This is a genomic window from Taibaiella koreensis, from assembly GCF_003545715.1.
GTDB lineage: Bacteria > Bacteroidota > Bacteroidia > Chitinophagales > Chitinophagaceae > Taibaiella > Taibaiella koreensis.
This window is the reverse complement of the sequence record NZ_QVNU01000001.1, coordinates 916,526-937,644: the sequence shown is the minus strand read 5'-3', so window position 1 is coordinate 937,644 and position 21,119 is coordinate 916,526. Positions and strand designations below refer to the sequence as shown.

15 protein-coding genes are annotated in these 21,119 nt (G+C 49.3%); 11 read left to right on the top strand and 4 right to left on the bottom strand.

Annotation, left to right across the window (positions count from 1 at the left end; all coding sequences use genetic code 11):
- Positions 1-11 precede the first annotated feature (11 nt).
- A complete protein-coding gene (locus tag DZK30_RS04205; protein ID WP_118972816.1) occupies positions 12-935 on the bottom strand; it encodes an isoaspartyl peptidase/L-asparaginase family protein in 924 nt (307 codons plus the stop codon).
- A gap of 88 nt (positions 936-1,023) precedes the next feature.
- Between DZK30_RS04205 and DZK30_RS04200 the strand changes: the two genes are divergently transcribed.
- The 3 genes from DZK30_RS04200 to DZK30_RS04190 are packed head-to-tail and all read left to right on the top strand — an operon-like array spanning position 1,024 to position 3,929.
- Positions 1,024-1,845 carry a DUF3658 domain-containing protein gene (locus DZK30_RS04200; RefSeq protein ID WP_162902830.1) on the top strand — a complete coding sequence of 274 codons (822 nt, stop codon included), beginning with the start codon at positions 1,024-1,026 and terminating at the stop codon, positions 1,843-1,845.
- An 11-nt stretch (positions 1,846-1,856) separates the two neighbouring features.
- Positions 1,857-2,225 (top strand): hypothetical protein, encoded by a 369-nt coding sequence (locus DZK30_RS04195; protein ID WP_118972814.1) that lies wholly within the window; start codon positions 1,857-1,859, stop codon positions 2,223-2,225.
- Positions 2,226-2,279: 54 nt separating this feature from the next.
- Positions 2,280-3,929, top strand: coding sequence for a S8 family peptidase (locus tag DZK30_RS04190; RefSeq protein ID WP_118972813.1), 1,650 nt, complete (start codon positions 2,280-2,282; stop codon positions 3,927-3,929).
- Between the two features lie 22 nt (positions 3,930-3,951).
- Here the strand turns inward: DZK30_RS04190 and DZK30_RS04185 are convergent, their stop codons facing one another.
- Positions 3,952-5,100 carry an RsmB/NOP family class I SAM-dependent RNA methyltransferase gene (locus tag DZK30_RS04185; protein ID WP_118972812.1) on the bottom strand — a complete coding sequence of 383 codons (1,149 nt, stop codon included), beginning with the start codon at positions 5,098-5,100 and terminating at the stop codon, positions 3,952-3,954.
- Between the two features lie 164 nt (positions 5,101-5,264).
- Between DZK30_RS04185 and DZK30_RS04180 the strand changes: the two genes are divergently transcribed.
- The 8 genes from DZK30_RS04180 (at position 5,265) to DZK30_RS04145 (ending at position 13,530) form a co-directional block, all read left to right on the top strand.
- Positions 5,265-5,834, top strand: coding sequence for a DUF308 domain-containing protein (locus DZK30_RS04180; protein WP_118972811.1), 570 nt, complete (start codon positions 5,265-5,267; stop codon positions 5,832-5,834).
- Positions 5,835-6,380: 546 nt separating this feature from the next.
- A complete protein-coding gene (locus tag DZK30_RS04175) occupies positions 6,381-7,517 on the top strand; it encodes a S1C family serine protease (protein ID WP_118972810.1) in 1,137 nt (378 codons plus the stop codon).
- Positions 7,518-7,559: 42 nt separating this feature from the next.
- The gene (locus tag DZK30_RS04170; RefSeq protein ID WP_118972809.1) at positions 7,560-8,582 is read left to right on the top strand and encodes a hypothetical protein; all 1,023 of its coding nucleotides are present in this window, start codon (positions 7,560-7,562) and stop codon (positions 8,580-8,582) included.
- Between the two features lie 120 nt (positions 8,583-8,702).
- The gene (locus DZK30_RS04165) at positions 8,703-10,997 is read left to right on the top strand and encodes a toxin-antitoxin system YwqK family antitoxin (RefSeq protein ID WP_118972808.1); all 2,295 of its coding nucleotides are present in this window, start codon (positions 8,703-8,705) and stop codon (positions 10,995-10,997) included.
- Between the two features lie 378 nt (positions 10,998-11,375).
- Positions 11,376-11,687, top strand: a complete 312-nt coding sequence (locus DZK30_RS04160; protein ID WP_162902829.1) for a hypothetical protein — start codon at positions 11,376-11,378, stop codon at positions 11,685-11,687.
- Between the two features lie 247 nt (positions 11,688-11,934).
- Positions 11,935-12,207 carry an FEKKY domain-containing protein gene (locus tag DZK30_RS25645; RefSeq protein WP_162902828.1) on the top strand — a complete coding sequence of 91 codons (273 nt, stop codon included), beginning with the start codon at positions 11,935-11,937 and terminating at the stop codon, positions 12,205-12,207.
- Between the two features lie 74 nt (positions 12,208-12,281).
- On the top strand, positions 12,282-12,800 hold the full coding sequence (locus DZK30_RS04150; protein ID WP_162902827.1) for a hypothetical protein: 519 nt from the start codon (positions 12,282-12,284) through the stop codon (positions 12,798-12,800).
- 16 nt (positions 12,801-12,816) lie between these two features.
- Positions 12,817-13,530: a hypothetical protein gene (locus DZK30_RS04145; protein WP_118972804.1), complete on the top strand. Its 714-nt coding sequence runs from the start codon at positions 12,817-12,819 to the stop codon at positions 13,528-13,530.
- Positions 13,531-13,644: 114 nt separating this feature from the next.
- Here the strand turns inward: DZK30_RS04145 and tamL are convergent, their stop codons facing one another.
- Together tamL and DZK30_RS04135 are read right to left on the bottom strand one after the other, a co-directional pair.
- Positions 13,645-15,996 carry a translocation and assembly module lipoprotein TamL gene (gene tamL, locus DZK30_RS04140; RefSeq protein ID WP_118972803.1) on the bottom strand — a complete coding sequence of 784 codons (2,352 nt, stop codon included), beginning with the start codon at positions 15,994-15,996 and terminating at the stop codon, positions 13,645-13,647.
- A gap of 42 nt (positions 15,997-16,038) precedes the next feature.
- On the bottom strand, positions 16,039-21,090 hold the full coding sequence (locus DZK30_RS04135) for a translocation/assembly module TamB domain-containing protein (protein WP_118972802.1): 5,052 nt from the start codon (positions 21,088-21,090) through the stop codon (positions 16,039-16,041).
- Positions 21,091-21,119 lie beyond the last annotated feature (29 nt).

The following is a 21,119-nucleotide window of genomic DNA, read 5'->3' as shown; positions in this document are numbered from 1 at the left end:
CCGTGCGGCGCTCAGGTATGGATCGCCACACCGGCATAGCCATTGCTGCTTCGCCAGGCGCGGTACATCCCTTCGGAGTTGAAGGGCATGGCAATATTGCCGTGGGCGTCTACCGCAATGAGGCCGCCTTCGCCGCCGATAGCGACAAGATCGGTCATTACTACCTGCCGGCAGGCCTCTTCGAGTCTACATTCTTTGTAGGCCATCAGGCAATGCACCTGGTGGGCTACCACCTGCCGCAGGAACAGCTCGCCATGTCCGGTACAGGACACGGCGCAGGTAGCGTTGCTGGCATAAGTACCGGCGCCAATCACCGGCGTATCGCCTATCCTGCCATATTTTTTATTGGTCATACCACCGGTGCTGGTTGCGGCGCAAAGATTCCCCTTGCTATCGAGCGCAACGGCGCCCACGGTACTGAATTTGCGATCGCCGGAGGCGCTGTGGTCCAGCTGCACACGATCGGCCGATAGCGCTTCCTGGTATTGCTGGTAGCGGAAAGCATCGTAGAAGTAATCATCGGGCATAAAAGCCAGCCCCTGCCGGCGGGCAAATGCCGCTGCGCCGGCGCCGGATAGCAGCACATGTTCTGAATGCGTCATAACCTCACGCGCCAGCAATACCGGGTTCTTTACTCCCTGTATTCCGGCCACAGCGCCGGCTTCCCGGGTATCGCCACGCATGATGGAAGCATCCATCTCGTGCCGGCCTTCGTGATTGAATACGGAACCCTTTCCTGCATTGAACAAGGGACAGTCTTCCAGCGATACCACTGCCGCCGTTACGGCATCCAGGGCCGAACCTCCGGCCTCCAGCAAGGCATAGCCCGCATCAAGAGCCGCATTCAGTCCGGCCTCGTAGGCTACCTGCTTTTCCCGATCAAGCAAATGGCGGGCGATAGTACCCGCTCCTCCATGGATGGCTATTGAGAACATAAGTGTATTAAAAGAGAACGAATATAGGCATTTCCGGCTGCCTTACTTTGCTTTGCGGTTCCATAAATTACACTTTATTTTGCAAGCTATGAGCGTGATCCATCTTATCGTCGGCGATCTTACCGCTACGCCCGTTATCGAAGCTATTGCCCAACAAACGCTGGAAGGCGAGATTGTGGTATTGAAAGATATTCTACATGTAGGTCCGCTCAAAACGGAAGGAATGACTTTCAGCGAAGGCCGAGGTGCCTTCTGGACACAAACGCAGCCCGAAGGGCAATCTGCGGCGGAAGTTGATGATCTCGAGCGGCTGATGGCAGTTTCCAGCAGACTTTCCAACGAGCCGGAGGCGCAGATATGGTTTTGGATGGCCCCTACCCCTGCCGATGTAACGGCCTATTACTGGCTGCTGCATTTCCTCAGGAAGCACCAGGGACGTTTTTCCGTCATCAATATCAACGGTCTGCCCTTTCTAGATGTCAATGGCAAGCTTTTTTATCCCGAAAGCATAGGACATATACCGGTGAAGGAAATAGCCAAGGCAAAAAAGCTGGCAAGGGTTACAACCGTTTCGGAATGGGAAACAGACGGGGACGAATGGCCCCGCCTGATTGCCGAAAATGCCGGTATGCGGATACACCAGGGCGGCAAAAAGCTGGCGCCCCAAACGATCGATCATTACGATATCCTGCTGCTTACCTTTATTACCGGCCAAAACCAAAAGGCGACCAAAGTGGTGAACCAGGCCATGAGCAAGCATAAGCTACCCACGGGCGACTTATTCCTGCACTGGCGCCTGCGCGAAATGGCTGCCGCCGGAAAAATTGAGCTTAATAAGGGCGATGTAAAGCTGAAAGAGGAGCAGGCAAGCGCCGCTGAGCATACGGAAAACGACACCACTACCGGATAAACTAAAACGTTATGATCACGATCACCCCACTGGATGCTATCGGCAGCGACGAACGCGGCAGCACACACGAGTATTTCCAGGAACGTATGGGCCGGCACCTGGTTTGCTTCCGCAAGGCCGGCTCGGTAAGCGGCCGGCATTATCACAAAGGTATCTCCCTGGGCAAAAACCCCGAGATCATACTCCTGGCGCATGGCAATCTTCACCTGAACTGGCGTCCGGTACACCAGCAAAGCATACAGACGGAATGGGTGGAAGGCCCGGCACGGATCGAGATCCCGCCTTATATCTGGCATGAGATCATCGCGATCACGGATTGTACCTTCCTGGAGCTGAATTCGCTGTCGGAGCACGAAGCAGATACCTTTACCGATAGCTGAGCACCTTGTATTGATGCCGATTTATATCGTAACTTTAGACGATAATTGTTGTATATGAGGAATTTCGTTTCCATTAGCCTGGCATTTGCATTCCTGACTGTCATTACGCATTCCGCAAGGGCCCAAAACCCGCAATACGCTTTCCGTGTTACTTTTGCGGATAAGCAACCAACTACCTACACCTTATCCGATCCTTCGGCTTACCTGTCGCCGAGGGCCATAGCACGAAGAGCAACGTTTAGCATCGCCACCGATAGCTCGGACCTTCCCGTAGTGCAGTCCTATATAGACAGCGTGCTGCGCGTTACCGGAGGCATACTGCATAACCGTTCCCGCTGGCAAAATTCTTGCGTCGTGCTGCTGGAAGACTCTGCTGCTATCTTGTCTTTACAATCCATAGCCTTTATCCGCAATGTAAAGAAAGTAGCTTATTACCCTGGGGGGCTGCACCATAAGCCCGGACCTTCCGGCGAAGGAAATGGACCGGGACATAAACCTACTGGCTTCGATATCGGGTTTTACAATTCAGCCTGGTCGCAGATCCATCTTTGCAACGGGGAGTACCTGCACGAGCAGGGCTATATGGGAGAAGGTAAGCTGATCGCTGTCGTTGACGTGGGTTTCAGCGGGGTAAATACTGCCGCGGTCTATGACAGTCTTTTCCAGCAAAACAGGCTTGCAGACACCTGGAACTTTATATACGACACCGCGCATGTATTTGACTACAGCAACCACGGCAGCCAGGTATTGTCGTGCATGGCCGCCTATATACCGGAAGTCTTTGTGGGCACAGCACCCAGGGCCAGCTATGCGCTGTATCTTTCAGACGATGCCGGCTCGGAGCAGGCGATCGAGGAAGATAATTTTGCTGCTGCCGTAGAGCGCGCCGACAGCCTGGGCGCCGACCTGGTAACGACCTCGCTGGGCTACAATACTTTTGACGATCCTGCCGATTCGCATGTTTACAGCGAGCTTGATGGTAAAACGACCTTACCGGCGCGGACCGCCAATGCCGCCGTGAGAAAAGGCATTTTCGTAGCGGCCTCAGCAGGCAACGAAGGCGATACCCCATGGCAGCACATTCTTACGCCGGGCGATGCCGACAGCGCCATGACGGTAGGCTCTGTGGACCAGGCAAAGACGCCGGCTTCCAGCTCGGGCAAGGGACCCAATGCGGCCGGCCTGCTCAAGCCCAATGTGTGCGGAAAGGGTGTACAGGATTTTGTGATCAATCCTGCAGGTATTGTGGCACAGGCCTCGGGCACCTCTTACGCCACGCCGGTGATCGCCGGCCTTACCGCCTGCCTCATGCAATCGCTGCCTACCTGGGCGCCGCTGAAGATCCGCTCCCTCATCGAATCTGTATCCGATTCTTTTGCGCAGCCCAATAACAATGTGGGCAATGGCGTTCCCGATTTCAAAAGGGCTTATATCACTACCGGCATAGCGGGAACAGACCCCAAACGCCGGGACGAGCTATTCCGCATCTATCCCAATCCGGCTATTGATGAAGTATATGTGCAAGGCGCTTCAAGCCGTGGCGTGATCCACTACCAGATCTCCGATATGCAGGGCCGCCGGCTCGGTGACGGCCAGGTCAATGTGGGCGGATCCATCGCCACCAATGCCTTGGTACCGGGACTCTACCTGCTGCACCTGGACAATGGCAACCAACAGCAGGTGATTAAGCTTAGCATCCGGTAAAAGACCGTCGTATCAACCGCGATCAGCTTTCGTCCATTTCCCTTTGGAACAGGGCGAGGAACAGGCAATCGGCTTGCCGGTCGATGCCGTCGATCAACTGTTGGTGTACCAGCTTTAGCCGGGTTGTCTGCTCCAATTGTGCGACTACCGCTTCGTTCTCTTCGCGGAACACGCTACAGGTAATATAGGCGAGCATACCGCCGGGCGCAACATACTGCGCAGCATTGGCGGCAATAGGATATTGCAGCTGACGGAATTTCTGCAGATCCTGCGGCCTGAAGAAGTGGAATTGTTCTGGCGTACGCGCCCAGGTACCGCTGCCGCTGCAGGGAACATCGCAAAGAACCAGGTCAAATTGCCTTTCACCGATATGAGCGGCCACTGCCTGCGCATCGGCACTGTCCAGCACCAGCGTTTCGACCCGCCCCAGGCCGTAAAGCCGGAACCGCTGCTGTAAATTGTGCAGGATACTTGCTCTTATGTCAGTTGCCAGCTGTGTACATTTCCCGATGATATCTTTCAGCAGCAGTGACTTTCCGCCGGCGCCGGAACATACGTCCCAGATGGTAGCCGGCATTACGGATAATTTCTGAAGCAACAGGTGAATGCTGGCTTGCGATGCCCAATCCTGCACCACATAAGTATCGGGTGGAAGGATGCCATCTATCGCCGATCCGTTAGGTAGCTTCAGGCAATCGCCACCTGCATGACCAGGCAGCGCCTCTTCGTTAAAGGATATGTTCGCGTCCTGAAGCCGTTTTTTTCCTGTAGAAGCATCACGGCGCAGGCGAATAAACAATTCCGGTTGCTGCCATAGAGACCGGAGCCACTTGTCTGCGGCCAGCCGGGGAGAAAGGTAATCGTCGAAATCGGAGCGCTGCTCCAATAGGATTGCGGGAGATGCCGGTTGTGCCGGGATCATTTTTTGCAAAAAGGCATTCCTGCTGCCGCAAAGCGATATGCCCTGTGCAATAACATCTTCGACAGCGACCGTAGCTCCCAGGAACCGCCGGCAGCGGTAATAAATATAAGCCGCCTCGCTTAGCGCCTTCCGGTCGCGGGAGCCCAGCCGGGGATATTGCCGGAAATATTGCTTTAAAAACACCGCCAGCGGCGGATTCCCTTCGTATTGCTGAACGATGCGCAGAATATGATCCTGAAAGAAAGACATCTATAGAAAAAAACGATCAATTTTATAGAAAAAAAGGATAAAGCGACAGTATGCTGACTATGAATAGCCTATACAAAATTCGCGGATTTGGAGCAGCCTTCCATACTTTTTATGCAAACAATAAAAAAAACCGGCTGTTAGATCAATAACAAAAATCTGCTGTTATGGACTTATCCCTTCAAAGAACCGGAACGACCAGGCAGAATAATTTGCTGGTCGCAAAGGGTACCCTGGCCATCGCCTGGGGTATCGCAGCGCTTTTCTGCGCCCTGATTAATCCAATGGCCCTTATCGTTTCCTTCGGCATCCTTAACCTGGCTGCCGCAATACTGACGTTTATGTATGCCTACAACAACAGGCACCTGCGCATTGCGCACCAGTGGCTGCTGCTCGAAGGATTGGTAGAGTTGGCTGCCGGTATCGTGTTCCTGTTCTTTGTACCGGATGTGGCATTCTTTATCCTGTATATGAGCTACGGTATTATATTCATTGTCACCCTGCAATTCATTTACGGATTCACCTTACTGCTGATGGAGCGCTTCCGCCCGCAGAATATGATCATGCGTTTTGTGAGCGTGCTGGTGGGCACCGTTATCGCAGTGGGCCTTATAGCCAACGTTTTCGGCCCTACCGCTTCATTCGTGCTGGTGGGCGTCTTTTCTATCATTTACGGCATTCTGAACATGCAATTTGCGGTGAAGTTGCGGAATTTGATCATGGGAGAAGTGGAGTGATGTGCATTTTATCCCTGGTCAGGATTCCGGCAATTGTTATTGCCGGAATCTTTTTTTATATCTATATCCTGCCTGGCGCCGCCGTACAGTCGAAATATGTGCTTGTTACCGTTCCCGGTTAGGTATGCGGCAGCTCATGCGCATAAGCGCTCCTTAAAAAAATTCAATCGGGAACCGGTTGTTTTTGGCGATATCATTCATCCTCTTTGAATGCTGCTATTGTTTCAAAAAACGAAACAATCTCCCAGGTGGTTTTTACGAATCAGCTATCCTCAAATCGATTCAACGCTTATCGTAGTCGCATTGTAGACGCAGTGCCGGCGACAATAGTCGATAAGTAGTCGCTGCTTTCTTGGCATAGGCACTTATCGGAAGTATTTTTGAGTACTTCAACGAAGCGGGAATCCAAGACGGCAAATGTATGCCGCACCGCCATCCTTACCATTTTATTCATGGGCTGTCGCGGCATTATATTGCGCCTCATCATCGGCTTTTCCGGAGAAGCACAGATGAAAATCCCCAATGATCATAATTCAGGCATAGCAAATGAAAAAACAAGTTGCCCTCCTTTTGTTCCTGTCCCTATCGCTATCGGTGATGGGGCAAACCGGTGAAAACAAGCCGGTGGCGCCCGAATCGACCAGGTGGACAGAAGATACCATCCGGGCTTATTTGTCTTCAAAAAAAATTGATCCGATTGAGGGCATTTATAAAAGCTATCAAAGAGACGGAATGCCCTATTATAAGGTAGGGATTTTAAAAGCAGGAAGCCAGTATAAGGCCGTCATTATCGAAACCGAAGTACCCGGCTGGCAAAAAGGAGAAGTAAAAGCTACGTTTGAACCCGGCGCTATGAGAGGGGTATATGCGACAATATGGTACTGGAGCGACAAAACACCCTACGAGACCTTTGCCCATATGGACCTGGAGAGCGAATCCATATTGACCATTGTATTAAAGGACCAGAAGACGTTGCAGAAAAGGGAAGATCATTTTATCAAGATCTATCCCGCAGCAACCAGTAATGATGTGTTGTTTAAAAAAGACAATTCAAAATCATCAGGCAGCGGATTCTTCCTGACCACAGGCGGCATTATAGCTACCAGCGCGCATGTGATCCTCGATGCATCCGGTATCGAAGTAACTGCTTCCCGTGAAACCGGCACATTTACTTATAAGGCGAAACTGTTACTGACGGACATCGAAAATGATATAGCCTTATTGCAGATCACCGACAGTCAATTCAAGACACTGCCTGCTATTCCTTATGGCATAGCGGAGAATGCCGATATAGGCGTTAAGGTGTTTACCATAGGCTATCCCCTGAACGAGGTCATGGGTAGGAATTACAAAGTGACGGATGGCATTATCAGTGCTACATCTGGTGTTGCCGATGATGCCAGGTATTACCAGATCTCCGTCCCTCTTCAGCCGGGGAATAGCGGTGGTCCCCTCTTCAATCAATCGGGAAACGTGGTAGGTATCACTTCTGCCAAATTAAAGACGCCTGGAACAAAGACGGAGAATGTGAATTATGCGGTAAAATCCGCATACCTGTTACAGCTTTACCAGAAGCTTCCCAAGGCGCCAAAAATACCATCAGCTACCAACATCCCGGACAAGGAATTGCAGGATCAGGTAAAGATCCTGAAGAAATATGTATGCCTTATTAAGGTATACTAGTAATGCTATTTTGAAACAACGGTAATAAGAAATCATTTTGAAATGAGAACCTGGTTCCTAACCCTTATTGCTCTGCTATCCTACGTAGCGGCGGCGCAGCATCCTGCCCATAATCCCTACCTGGTGCAAAAAAATACCAAAGGCGAAAAGCTGTTCTTTATCCCTACAGACACAGGCCGTGCAACCATCATCCGCACCGGCTATGTGGTCAATGAAAGCGGACAAAAAATACTGGGACACGGCCTGCAGTACCCTTATCCGCTGGAGCCCTCGCCGGAAACGGAACTATCCGGCAATTTCACCCTCTATGGCGGGGAAGATACCTCCGAAGCGACCTCTGGCTTCAGCTATGCCCTGTACACTTTTGACCAAAGCGGCGACTTTTTGTATCATCCCTACTTTTACGACAACGGCCCCGATTACCGCAACCAGGGCACACAGCGCATCGTAGCTAAGGGTAAGATGGGATTGGTCGATCGCCTGGGCAAAATCATTATTCCCGCCAGAAGCTATACTTACCTGGACGCTGCGCGCTGGGGTCTCATAGTGGCTTGTAGGAATTGCAGGGCATACGAGCTCGAAACTACCGGCAACAGCACACGTACCGGCCATGAGCCGGCCTACACCAAAGAAAGCTACGATGTGTATGCACTGGATGGGAAAATGCTCCTGCAGGGCGTCCCCTACCCGTCGCTACCCGCATCCTGGGAAGCAGCGCAGGAACTGATCCGGAGCAAGGGCAATGTATATAAGGATGATACAACGGTACAACGCCTGCGCAGGGTATTGGGCGCATTGCCCGAAATCGGGCATTACCTGGAAGCAATAGGACCGCGTACCGCTCAATACCGGTTTGTATTGTATGAGCGGCCATCGGCAGCATCGCCGTATTACCTATTCGGACTGGAAGCTTACCGGGCCAAACACCAGCAGGCGCTCATCCATTTTTTAATCAGCCCCGACGGAAAAGAAATTTTCAATGTGAGAAACGACCTGCAACTCCTGATGCCTTATGCCTCCTGGAAAACACTACCCGACGAAGGAAAATTTAAGGAACAATGGTAAAGATGAATCATCCGGAACAGGAAGCATCTTTTGCAAAGGGAATAAAGAAGGCTACATAAAAAGAACAGCAACTTACATAGACCGTTCTAAAATTATTCATCAACCAAAAATAGAACAAATATGAACAAACCACAAGGAGTACCGGAGCAAGCAGTATGGATAGAACAAGACAATGAATGGGCACTGGGACAAAAGAATGCCGAAGGAAAAAACATTGGCGAATGGAAATGGTGGCTGGCGCCCGGCGGGCACTTGGTATGCCACACGTTTTACGAGGGTAACGGTAAAATGAGCTACACGCGGTTTCATGCTGACGGTACTTATTCTCAAAAAGGCACAATGGACGGGGATAAACATGTTGGCATTCGCTATTGCCAAGGCTCCGTTAACCCTACAACCGAAAGGGTAATGGAAGGAGTACCTGCCGGAATTTTCAGATACGAAATGACTTATGATGATAATGGAAGCTTCATATCAGGCCAATATTGGAACAAAGATGGTGATGAAGTAAGCGAAAGTGGAAATCTTCTAAACCCCGCTAAAAAAGGCACCATTTCTGACAAAGCAATATTCAATGTTGATAATCAGGAGTGGGAAGAAATTAACACCAATGAACAGGGTATTTCTCATGGTTTATCAAAATGGTGGCGGCCAGACGGTAGTTTGCTCGAAGAGCATGACTATGATAATGGCTTAAGAAAATACATCAAAAAGTTTCACCCCAGTGGAAATCCAGCCCAGGAGCTTATTCATCAAAACGGTTCACTGCTATTAAAATCCCAAATACATATTGATGAACCGGGCACTGATATTCCGTTTCAGGGCGGCAAGAAAGACGATCGTATCATGAAAAAAGAATACGTGCACGACGAGCACGGTTTTATGATTGCCTGGAAAACATGGGATGCTGCCGGCAATCTATTATTGGAGGAAGCTTTAAACATGAATATGAAAGGCAATGTTGTACAAACAACGTATGATAGTATAGAAGAAGCTTCTGAAGTATGGAACGAAAAAGGCAAGGCCTATTATAAAGCCCTAAACACCTACATCGACCAGTTCTATATCCCGGAACATGAAGAAATCGAAGACCTGCCGAAAGAGGAGCGGACGGATATGGAAAAACAGGTGATTCATGAAATCAGCCGGCTCAATCAATCAGGGCAAGCGGATAAAGCGCGGGAACTGTTTCAGCCTGCTTTTGAACCCTTCAGCGATTCCTTCTGGCTGGCCTTTGGCAATGAAGTTAAGAAAATAATAGCCTTTGAAAATCATAGCTATGCTGTAGTAAAAGATACCGTGTACAAGCTGGCCGGTAACGATATTAGCCTGGAAGAAGGATTGATCTTTATCGGCGCTTCCAAAGACAAGGCATTTATTATTAAATGTTTTGAAGACAGGATGGAAGTGTTGAATGCAGCTACTTATGAGCTGCAATTTACGGCGAACTATCCTGGCGATTATGGTGTAAGACTGATGGAGCAATACCCTGATTTAAATACGGCTGTATTTAAAAATCCGAAACTACTATCTATCCGGGATGTAAGCTTAGCCTGCAACAACGAACGGATCATTCTGACCACACTTGAAGGAACATATGTCATCAGCTCTGCCAGGGCATCCTTGGTTTTCCCGTTTCACGAGCTTATGGAATTTTTTATCAATGATGAAGATCCGGGAACTTTCAGATTAGCGCTTAATTATAACCATACTGCTATTTCGGTTGACGGAAGATATGCCCTCTTTAACACCCAAAAAGGAAAGGAATCTGCCAAGATGCAAACGGTAATAATTACATCCACAGCAGATGGCTATCAGTTTAACCACGAAAAGATTGATTCTGCCGGTGTTTATTTTGATTTTGTTCAAATGCTGTTTCACAGCAATGGCGAAAATCTTTTAGTAAGCCGGTATGAGATCCCGGTTCAGTCGTATTGGGGAAATGGCGGGGATACAACAGAAGTAATGACCTTAAATACCAGTTGTATAGAAGATAAACACGATGCTTTATTAGGACATATCACACCTGGAGATGAAAATAATGATGAAGAAGGTAATAAGGAGGAAACAACGGGCAGCCCTATTTCTATCAGAACGACAAAATTAAAAGCAGTAACCGAATACAAGGATCATTTTATCATCGGCATGTCCGATAAATATGTCTGGATCCAGGAGATCAATAAGAATACTCAGAAATACATTTATGTAGGTGGTGAGGGACAGTTTGGCAGCGTAACATCAATAGATATGAATCCTGACCAGACAAGGCTATACGTAGCAACCGATTTCGGCGCTGTTTTATGTTTTAGCTTTTTACCTGAAACAGAAAGGGGTGAAGGCATCATCACCAACATGAATGTAAAAGACGAAAAGAGATACCTGTTCTTAAATTCGTTTGAGCCTATGGCCTGGTGATCGTCGTTCTAACAATATCAACACTTCATTTGCGAAGCGTTGATATTGTAATTAACACTCAAAATAAAAAATGACAAATAGATAAATACAAAAAATAGATATGAAAAGATGTTGATAGCCTTGGCGGATATGCTCGCAGCCCGTCAGATGGCCGTCAAGCGATGGACAATGGCGTTTTTCACCCGCGAGGCCGGAAACAGAAAATAAGGCTAAGCTCAACTCTTAAGGCAGCAACATATGATCTGGCATTACAACTTACTATTGCTTCTATTATTTTGTGCAACAGGCTGTACATTACCGAAGAATAATAAAGGACAAAAGGGTGATAAAAAAATATCACTCAGCATAGATAATAACAGCAGCCTTGACAGCATAGACATGGCGCAATTTTCCTGCACAGGCTTCGGGCAAATTAAAGACCTGCCGGATTCCTTGATTCGTATTCGCAGCATAGACAGTAATGCCCGGTATGTGTATTACCGGAGCGACGGCTCAAAAGAGGAACATTTTGCTATCTTAACGATAAGGGATAAAGGAACAGACTCACTGTGGTTCAATATAACCCTGTTTCGTGCAGATGTGCTTAAGGATACCCTGAGGATCGGTAATTTCGGAGGAAGAACGATTGCGAATGACGACAGGGCAACAATGATGATCAGGGAAACCATCTGCCTTTTTTTGAATAAATAACCGGCGCCGGATCACCCTTCGAAAAAGGGCGGGCAATGCGGACCGGCAGCATCTGTACCGGAAAATTTCAAACCGGCAAAAGAATGCTTCAACTAAGGATATGACTAAAATGTTGCTACGGTATGGCATCAAAACCCCTTAAGTCTATGAAAATATTCTCAGGTCTGCTGCTCCTTCTTTTCTCTCCTGTAACGGAGGTGGAGACACGAACAACAAATCATCACTAACAGAAGCTGACACCAGCCTGATGTGGACGGATTATCGCGAAGGCGAACTGCCGCCTGTTGGTTTCTACGACGCGATGGACAGTGTTATAAAAAAATGGAACATCCGGTATAGCCGTATTGAAGGCGGCTGCGAAGTGATACCAGGGGCAAAGCAACGGTATGAGCCAAACAACCAAAGATACTTTCGCCAGCTGGAACAGCAGTTTGGCAAGGATTGGCGTCAACGGTTCAATGCTGAAGTACGCATACTGGATAGTGTTTTGCATAAAACTACTGCAGATCGTATCCGGTAAAAAAAGCGAATTATAGCACTATCGCATTCGCAGGTGGCGAAGGCCAGGAAGAAGAAAACACCAAACAGTCACCTATGAAAAGTTTGCTCACGATTTTAGGCACCTCTTTAACGCTACTGGGATATGCTCAAAGTGTGGCCAGCAAGGCAAGCGCAATCACGAAAGAAGTGGAACGGATCAATATTTCGAAACATGATGTAAGATCGTATCCCTATAGCAATACTTGCGGTGTGATCAAAGCTACCATTACCATCCATTATCAAAACGGCCTGGTACAAAAAATAAGCGATATAGGTGTTGGCGATGATGATAGGGCCGCTGCAGCCTGGGACTATCAATATTATTACAAAAACGGTGCATTGATTTTTTCGAAAGAAACAAAGCGTTATTTCGATAATGAAAAGAATAAGGAAGTAACCGAAGAGATCAGGGAATATCTGGTATCAGACCGTTTGATCAAGCAGGTAAAAAACCAGGTGATCACTTTCCCTAAAAACCAATTCATTAGCCAGGATGATATACGGTACCGGCTCAAGCATATCAATAACGCATCGGATGTAAGGAAACTATACAAATGCCCCGATGAACCGTAGATAAAAAACGAAAAGTATGGTAACCAAAATAATTCTGGCAGTACTGGTCGGCGGGCTGTTGACAGCCTGTAATAGTCCGGAGAACAAGAAGACGGCCGAAAGCAACAGAACAGAGCTGGCAGTGAATCAAGACACTCCCCGGGACGTAACACATGAACAGCAGGGGACCGTTAATGAAGCACATGTCGATATCTCGCCGGCGTTGACGCAATTTATCCCCGAAGGTTATACGGTTATCAATCAATCTACCGGAGATGCCAACCGGGATGGGATAGCCGACAAGATACTGGTACTAAAAAGGGACAATGAAGCAGCAACATCGGATTATGTAGAAAACAAACCAGTTAAACGCCCCTTGCTTCTCCTGCTGGGAAAAGCCGACAGTTCCTACCGGCTTGCATTGCGACATGATAATGCTGTTTATTGCATCGACTGTGGTGGCAGGGCCGGCGATCCTTTCACTGGCACAACGATAAAAAACGGCTATTTCTCCATCGAACATGGCGTTGCGGGCGGCGAGCATTGGGAGCAGGTAACCACATTTAAGTATGACAAGGCAACGCAGAACTGGTTCCTGTACAAAGACCATTTCATAAGCTATAAATTCAACGAAAGCAGCGATCCCAACGCCGAAGCGCTGGTACCAGACGTAGACAAAACGAAAACCGTAAAAGATTTTGGCAAGGTGCCCTTCAACAAATTTGATCTTTATAAAGAAGTGTCCAGGTAACATTATTAAATGCATTAAGGCCTGGCCGTAAAAATCTCTTATGGCTCTTCTTACCGGACTACTAAAAGCGAAGATACCAGCACACGAGGGTAACGATTCGATCGCTGAAGCAATCTAGAACGGATAACCGATAGCCAGGTTGAAGAACAGGTTTTCCTTACGCCAATCGGGATCGCCGAACCTGATGTCGTTGAAGCGCCAGCGCTGCCCTTCGGGGAACCAGGGCTTCCTGATGGGAAAGGCAAAATCGAGGCGGAGCAGCAGGATTGAAAAGTCGAAACGTAGCCCCAGACCGGCGTCGACAGCCAGCTCCTTATAAAAGCTACCGGAAAAAGTACCGCCGGGGAAGGTGGGATTGCTGTTCTGCAGCCACACATTGCCGGCATCGGCGAATACGCCACCTTCAATAAATTTATACAGCTTGGCCCGGTACTCTACACTGAATTCGGTCTTGACATCGCCCAGTATCTCGATAAGGGAATCGGTACCGCGCAGGTAACGCTCATTGAAGGTACCCGGTCCTACCAACCTCGAGGGAAATCCGCGCAAGCTGCTGCTACCACCGCTAAAAAATTGCTTGACATTGGGCAACCGGCTTGAATTGCCATAGGAATAGCCATAGCCAAATAAAGCCCTCGCAGCTAATACCGTTTTGGGGGTCAGGTTATAGTAATAACGAAAATCCACCTGCGCTTTAAGGTATTGCGCATAATTGGAGCCGAAAATCTTCCCTGGATTTTCCGGAGAAGCTTTCTGCGCTATACCCACAAGGTTGCCCGAAAGATCAATAAGACCGTTGAAATAAAAATTGCTTTTCCTGTGTACACCGTCGAGCTGCGAGTTGAAGGTATACTCATAGGTGGGACCGAAAATGATCCCGTTGAACAATAGATTACTTAAGTTGAATTGATCGCTCTTGGTATTGTCAATCGTATCGGTCCTGACGTAGGTAATATTGAAGGGATACAGCTTATGATCCTTACGGATATCTTCTTTCCAGTTAAATCCATAGCCGAAGCTCAGTGAGTTGATTTCATAAAACCCGGCGCGAAGCGAATAATTGTAAGCCGCAGAAATGATCGTCCTCGGAATGTACATGCCCGAAGGCTTGATATCAACAAAAGGTATCAGGAAGCGGGGAATGTTCAGATTGGCCTCCAGACCGGCGTTGTAAGCATTGGGACGCTTCACATTTGATCCTCCGCCAAACTGGGCCTCCATGCTCCCGGTTAGCTTGATCGTGAATATCTCCGCTCCCCCGAACAGGTTTTTGTTGCGCCAGTTGATAGAGCCCCTTATGCCGCCACGCGTATCGTTCTGTGTATAGCCGCCCAATTCTCCTCCGAAAGACTTCCGGGCATAAGGCGTCAGCAGGTACGACACATCCAGGAGGTTGCGGCTGCTATCTTTCACTAGTGTAAAATCGTTCTTTACAAACTTGAATGCACCAAGCGTTACCAGCCTGTTCAAGGCCATGTTCTGGTCCTTTTTATTGTAGAGCTCGCCGGGCTGGAGCTGCATAGCCTGGTAAAAAACATAAGGCCGGTACAGATGCTGGCGGTCGATCACTCTAAAGTTGTCAAAGACCAGGGTATCCTCCGTTTTGGCAACCCTGCGCCGGCTTATAGTATCGTTGGCGGTACGGGCATTACGGTTCGTATTGCTGTTCAGCCGGTAATTGGGAAATACCGTTACGGAATTGATCAGGTACTGGCGATAAGCGTTCCGTGGCATCTCACTGTATTTCATTTTTACGGTGAGGTCGGCCTGGTTGGCACCAATGCCGGTATCGGCATCGATCAGTATAAATTCGGGAGAGAAATAATAGTAGCCTTTATTCTTCAGGATATTGTCGATCCGTAACCGTTCGTCCTTTATGGCCTGCAGGCTGTAAGGATCGCCTGGCTTCAGTAACGATTTGCCCTTATCGTTAAGCACATCTTTCGCCAGCTGAGACGTATCGTTCTTCTCATAAGCAACATTGCGGATATGGGTACGGGGCCCGGTAGCGATTTCGAAAGAAGCATATGTCTTTTTCTTTTTGGTCTCTTTGCTGCCGCTGCTTTCCGCCTTAAAGTAGCCGTAATTTACCAGGATATTGGTCAGCACCTTATTGTTGCCATCGATACTGACATCACTACCCATTACAGGGGGCTCGCCGATCTTGTTGCGCAGCCAGTTGCGAAATCCTTTTTCTCTTTTGGGCACACCGGCTATGTTGTATAAAGTGAGCTTCAGGCGGACACCCAGAAAGGAGGAGTTGGGTTTTGGGCGCACGGCTTCGGACAATTCGGCTTCCAGGCTGCTTTTCTCCGCTTTTGAAGTGAAAGTATCGGTAACCGACACTTTATTGCCCAGGTACAGCGACTCGTTATCGGCCAGATAGCGGGAATTACTGCAGGACAGGGCCTGCAACACATAACCGGTCAGTAATAAGCCATAGATATATCTGCGGAAACGGTACATTATTCGCTATAAGTTATAACCTCTTTTTTACCTGTAAATCCCCTACTGCCCTGCGCCATTGTTCTTTGAACCCTGCTGTTGCCGGGCGCGCTGCTCCTGCATTTTCTTGCGGTATTTCTCCCAATTGCGGAAGATATACTTGAATTTGTTGTACTCGATATTCAGGCGGAAGCTGAGCCCGGTTTCCACCACATAGCCGTCCACCAGGTTTTGAAGCTGGTTAACACGGTAACCCCTTACCTGGTAGCGTCCGTCCCTGGTAAGCATATAATCCAACGACAGGTTACCGGGAATAAGGCTGCTCTGCTGGGTTTGCGCCTGCTGGCCTTCCAGTTGGAAGTCGTTACCTACAGTTACTTTCAGACGGTCGCTGAACAGCCTTTTGGACGCGGTAATATTCAGATCGGTGCGCGTAGACTTATCACCGGTAGAATAATCTTCGGAAGATTCCAGGCCTACGTTCAGCTCAAAGCCTTGCACCAGCTGACCGGCAATGGCATTCAGCTGATCGCTGAGGAAGCGGCTGGCACTCTGCCGGGCAGCATATTCCATACCCCCGCCGGCTCCCGAAGCAAAAGGATCGTCGGTAATGAACCGCCCCAGGATAAGCGCAGCAAACACCTGCTTGTTGAGGATCGACGGATCGTTCCGGATATCGGCCAGCTTTCGCTGCACTGCTTCCGCTACACTGGTACTCACGACATTTTCCTTATCCTCGGGCAATACGATATCAAAGCTTATATCGGGTTTCATTACCTTGCCTTTAAGCTTGAGCAATACCTGGAAGGGAAGCCGTTGTTTAAAGTAGTTTAACTCTGCAGGGTCGGTTGACTGCTTTTCCATCAGCTCGTAAGGGGCGATATTGGCGGCATAAACAGCTGTAATATCTACTTCCGCATCCAGCGGATCGCCCGAAAGCGTGATCACACTACCCGACTGTATATCAAATTTTTTCCTCAGGAAATTATAATGCAGCTCATAATAACCGCCTTTCAGCTCATAGGTACCCGTAAGCCCTACAGCCCCGTCGGGTCCGATGAAGGTATTGAGATTGGCTTCTCCCATAGCTTGCAGATTGTCGCCGGTCACGGGATCGATCACTACGTTGAAGATCGCCTTTTCTTCGATACCAACATTTACATTCATCTGGGCGGCACGGGAGAGGCGCATATTGCGCGCCGTAATGATCTGGGTGGAGTCGACCCAGGTCGTATCCCGGCTGTCGATAAATCGAACTATACCGTCGGACTCCTGTATACCGGGACCGTTATCGATCATCGCGTAAGTAAGCCGGGTGCTGTCGTGTATCGTCAGCTCGCCATCGATCTTAGGGGCCGTTGCCTGTCCCTTAATATTAAGATCGGTGCTCATGATCAGCTTACCGTAGAACAGCTCATTGTCCTTTTTCGTAGAATTGACGGCTTCCCAATGATCAGCTTTTACATTCAGATTAAGATTGTACCGGGTAAAGCTACGGGTACGGATACGGCCATCGATGGTAGCCGCTTTGCCCATCCTGTCTTTAATGGTAAAATGATTCAGCAGGATGCCTTCCTTTGCAAAACGGATCGTCTCCGAAGGCATGGTAAACGGCGCATTCAGCATGCTTACCGTAGTGGTCAGCTGATCGGTATGTAGCTCGCCTAGGAGCTTAGGCCGGTCGGTTGTGCCCGCGATATTCAGATTGCCCCGGATAAAGCCGGAGCTATTGCGGATCGAGCCAAAGCTGAAGCCCTGCAGGCTTTTCAGGCTTAGTGCGTTTACCACAAGATCAAATTTGAATTGGTTGCTGTCAACCGGCTCCAGGAAGTAGCGGCCGTCCAGCACCACATTATTATCGTTGCCGTTCAGTTGCAGGTGGGCATCGTACATATTGGCCGTCGCGTTGCTTGCGGTGAGCTTGAGGTCACCTACCGGCTGGTTGAAGGCCACCAACTGGTTGATCTCAGCGCTGGCATTGATCCTGGGGAAAGAATCCCTGAGGTCAATATTCGCATTGACATTAAGATAGCCGTCTGCGACCAGCGTATCGCGGCTGATCATTCGGGTAACGTTTGACAACAGGAAATTCTTCACCGACACGGTAAAAGGCGATCTGAATGTAGCCTGCTCACTATTGACCTGGATCGACTGGTTATCCTTGCTCATCGCAAAGTCCCGGATGTAAAAGCCCTGAGGCCCCAGTACGATCCGGTTTTGCGGGTTTACATCCCAGCGATCGTAATCGAGCAGGATCCCCTTGAACATGCGGATATAGGTCAAAGCAGAATCGCTGCCCAGATTGTGGTAGATAGCCGCGCCAAGCGCAAACTGGTCTTTCCTCACCGAGTCGGCGATGCGCACACGTGCATAAACGCTGTCTTTGCGTAAGGAACCCGATATCGAGGGATACCAAAGCGCAAACTGATCCTGCGTAAAACGCTTCAGCGAAGCGCCGTAGCGCAGCGTATCCCCGGCTTCGTATATTTTCACCACACCACTATCGATCCGGTTCTTGCCGTAGATCACTTTAGGCACATAGGCATCCACGTTAAATGCGGTGGGATTGAGCACCACTGCCAGCTTAATGGAGTCGAAAGGTTTCAGATCGGGCAGCCAGGTCTTAAGCAAGGGCCGGTATACGGCATTTGCATTCAGCGTCATATCGTATTGTCCCTGCACTTTGATCACGGAGTCCGTAACGCGGTAGTGATTATTGATATGGCTCAAGGCTGCATTACCGATCTGAGTCAGCGGCATATGTCCTGTAAGATTGGCATACAGTACATTGGAGGCATCCAGGTAAATATTCTGCAGGCTGTCGGCATCGGGCTTCGAACGGAAGATGATGCTGTCAAGACGCAGATCGTAGCCCGGCAAATGCAGCTGCGGCGACGCATAGGTCAGTGTACCGCTGGGGTAATCGGGATTAAGGCTTTCGAAATCGGCATGAATGTCCCCTTTGATCCGCAAGGTATCACTGTATAGGTTCAGCGCCTGCGGATCGAAATTGCCGATGCTGAGATCAGCTTTCAACGCCGGATATTTATTGCTGAGATCGGCCAATGCCGTGAGTGTGAAATTTACATTGGGATCGGTCGAATTACCTTTGATATCGGCAACCTTATTGGCCAGCGTACCGCCCAGGTGAATGCTGTTATAGTTGTACTGCATAGCCCATACCGAAGCGATATCGGCATCAAAAGTGGTATTCATCTTATTGACGTCGAAGCCGGTCCCTTTAGCAGCAGCTTTCAGTGTCATTTTACCGAAAAGTGAGTCCTGCCTGAGTATACGGCCCAGGTTAAGGTTATTGGTCGTTAGCGCCAGGTCATATTGCTCCTTGCCTTCTCCCGGCGACATCAGCAGGGCTCCCTTTACCGTGGCATCACCATCTGCAGTGTGTATCTCCAGGTCGGGCCGGTAATCTTTGGCAGTGCCGGCCAGCAATCCTTTAATGGAAAACCATTCCGGGACCCGTACCTGCCTCTTCAGGCTATCGGGCAGGAAGGGAGCGATATCGGCATAGGTGCTGCGTAAGGTAGCGATATTCAGATCGTAGTTAAGCTTATCAGTATCGGGCAGGCCATTGAGCCGGCCTTTCAGCGCAATAACGGTCCCCTGCAGGCCCGAGGCATTAAAATCATTGATCGCCAAAGCATTGAGAAAGCCTTTGATCTGTGCTGCCAGCCGGAATTGCTGCGTAGCATAAGGCGCCAGCATCTTGCGCTGTTCGGGTTGCAGGAACAGCAGCACGTCTTTCATGCTCACCTTGCTGTTACTAATGGCAATATCCAGGCGCATTTTATTCATTTCCTTTTCCAGCGTGGCCAGCGAAGGGTAACTCACCCCTATCCGGTCCTGCAGCAGTGTACCCGGTGTTTGTAGGTAGAGCTGGTTCAGCTGCGCGCCCTGGTTGCAATAGAGAAAGCGGGTACGCAGCTCTATAATGCTGAGCCCGCTTTGTTCGCTCAATGCCAGGTGCTTCAGATTGCCCGAAATGGTGTCCGGACTATACAGGATATCTTCGCCATTGAAAGAGAGGTGCTGAAAGTTCATATGGGCATAATCCATGCCGGCCGCCTGTCGTGGCGCGGCATTGTTGTCCATCACAAAGCCGATCTCTTTAAGCATGAGGCTACCGGCCAGCACCCGCCAGTTATTGGCGCCTACCGAGTCTGTGGTTGCTTCTTTCATGTCCTGAGCCACATTAGCAGCCGTCTTCGGCTTGCCCATAGCTACAGAAGACGCTACATTCTCCAGCTGGAGCTTATCGATCTGCACTAATTGTTCCTGGAGACCGAAATGCCGTATCGCGGTTTCCAGCATGCCTACCTGTATGCCAAAATACATAGAGTCCTGCTTACCGAGATAGGCAAATTTAATATCGTCGAGACGCACCTTATCGGCTGCCAGCTGAAAATCGGCTGCCGGAGTCGTATCCTTAGGCGGTGGCGGCAGATAAGAGGTATCGGTGGCAAAATAAGATTGTAACCCGGTCACGCTGAATTCCTTCACCTCGAACTTCATTTGCTGCAGATCGATCTTCTTCGGTCGCAGTGTAAGACCGCCGAGGTTCATCGAAAAATAGGTGCCGCCCGTAGCATCGTCATAGCGTAAGCGGATATCTTTCAGCACCACCTTGGCGATATCGATATCGAGCGGCTTGGAGGCGGCGGTATCCTTTGCTGCCTCCGGCTGCTTGGCCGTATCGTTACCCGCAAAAGCCTCAATAATGAAATTGTAGTTAAATACCGTATCGGGCAACGGCCGGTATACATGCGCATTGACCCCTTCCAGCAGGATATCGTCGACGGCCACTTTACCCTTAAGCAGGGCAAGCATGTCCATATTGACCTGCAACTTTGCCACAGAAAGCAAGGTATCCTTCCTCCGGTCTTTGAGCAAAACGCCCTCCAGCAGGAATTTATCGGGAATAGAATAATCCAGCTTTGTGATCACCAATTCTGTCTTCAGCTTATTGCGCAGGTATTTAACCGCCTGTTGCCGCACAAAATTCTTCCCCCATGGCGTTTGCAAAAACACGATGATCAGTATGACCAGGAGCAGAATGCTGCCTATGATGTACAATATTATTCTGAAAAACCTCCGCATTCCCCTTGCTTGTAAAAGTCGCGATGAAA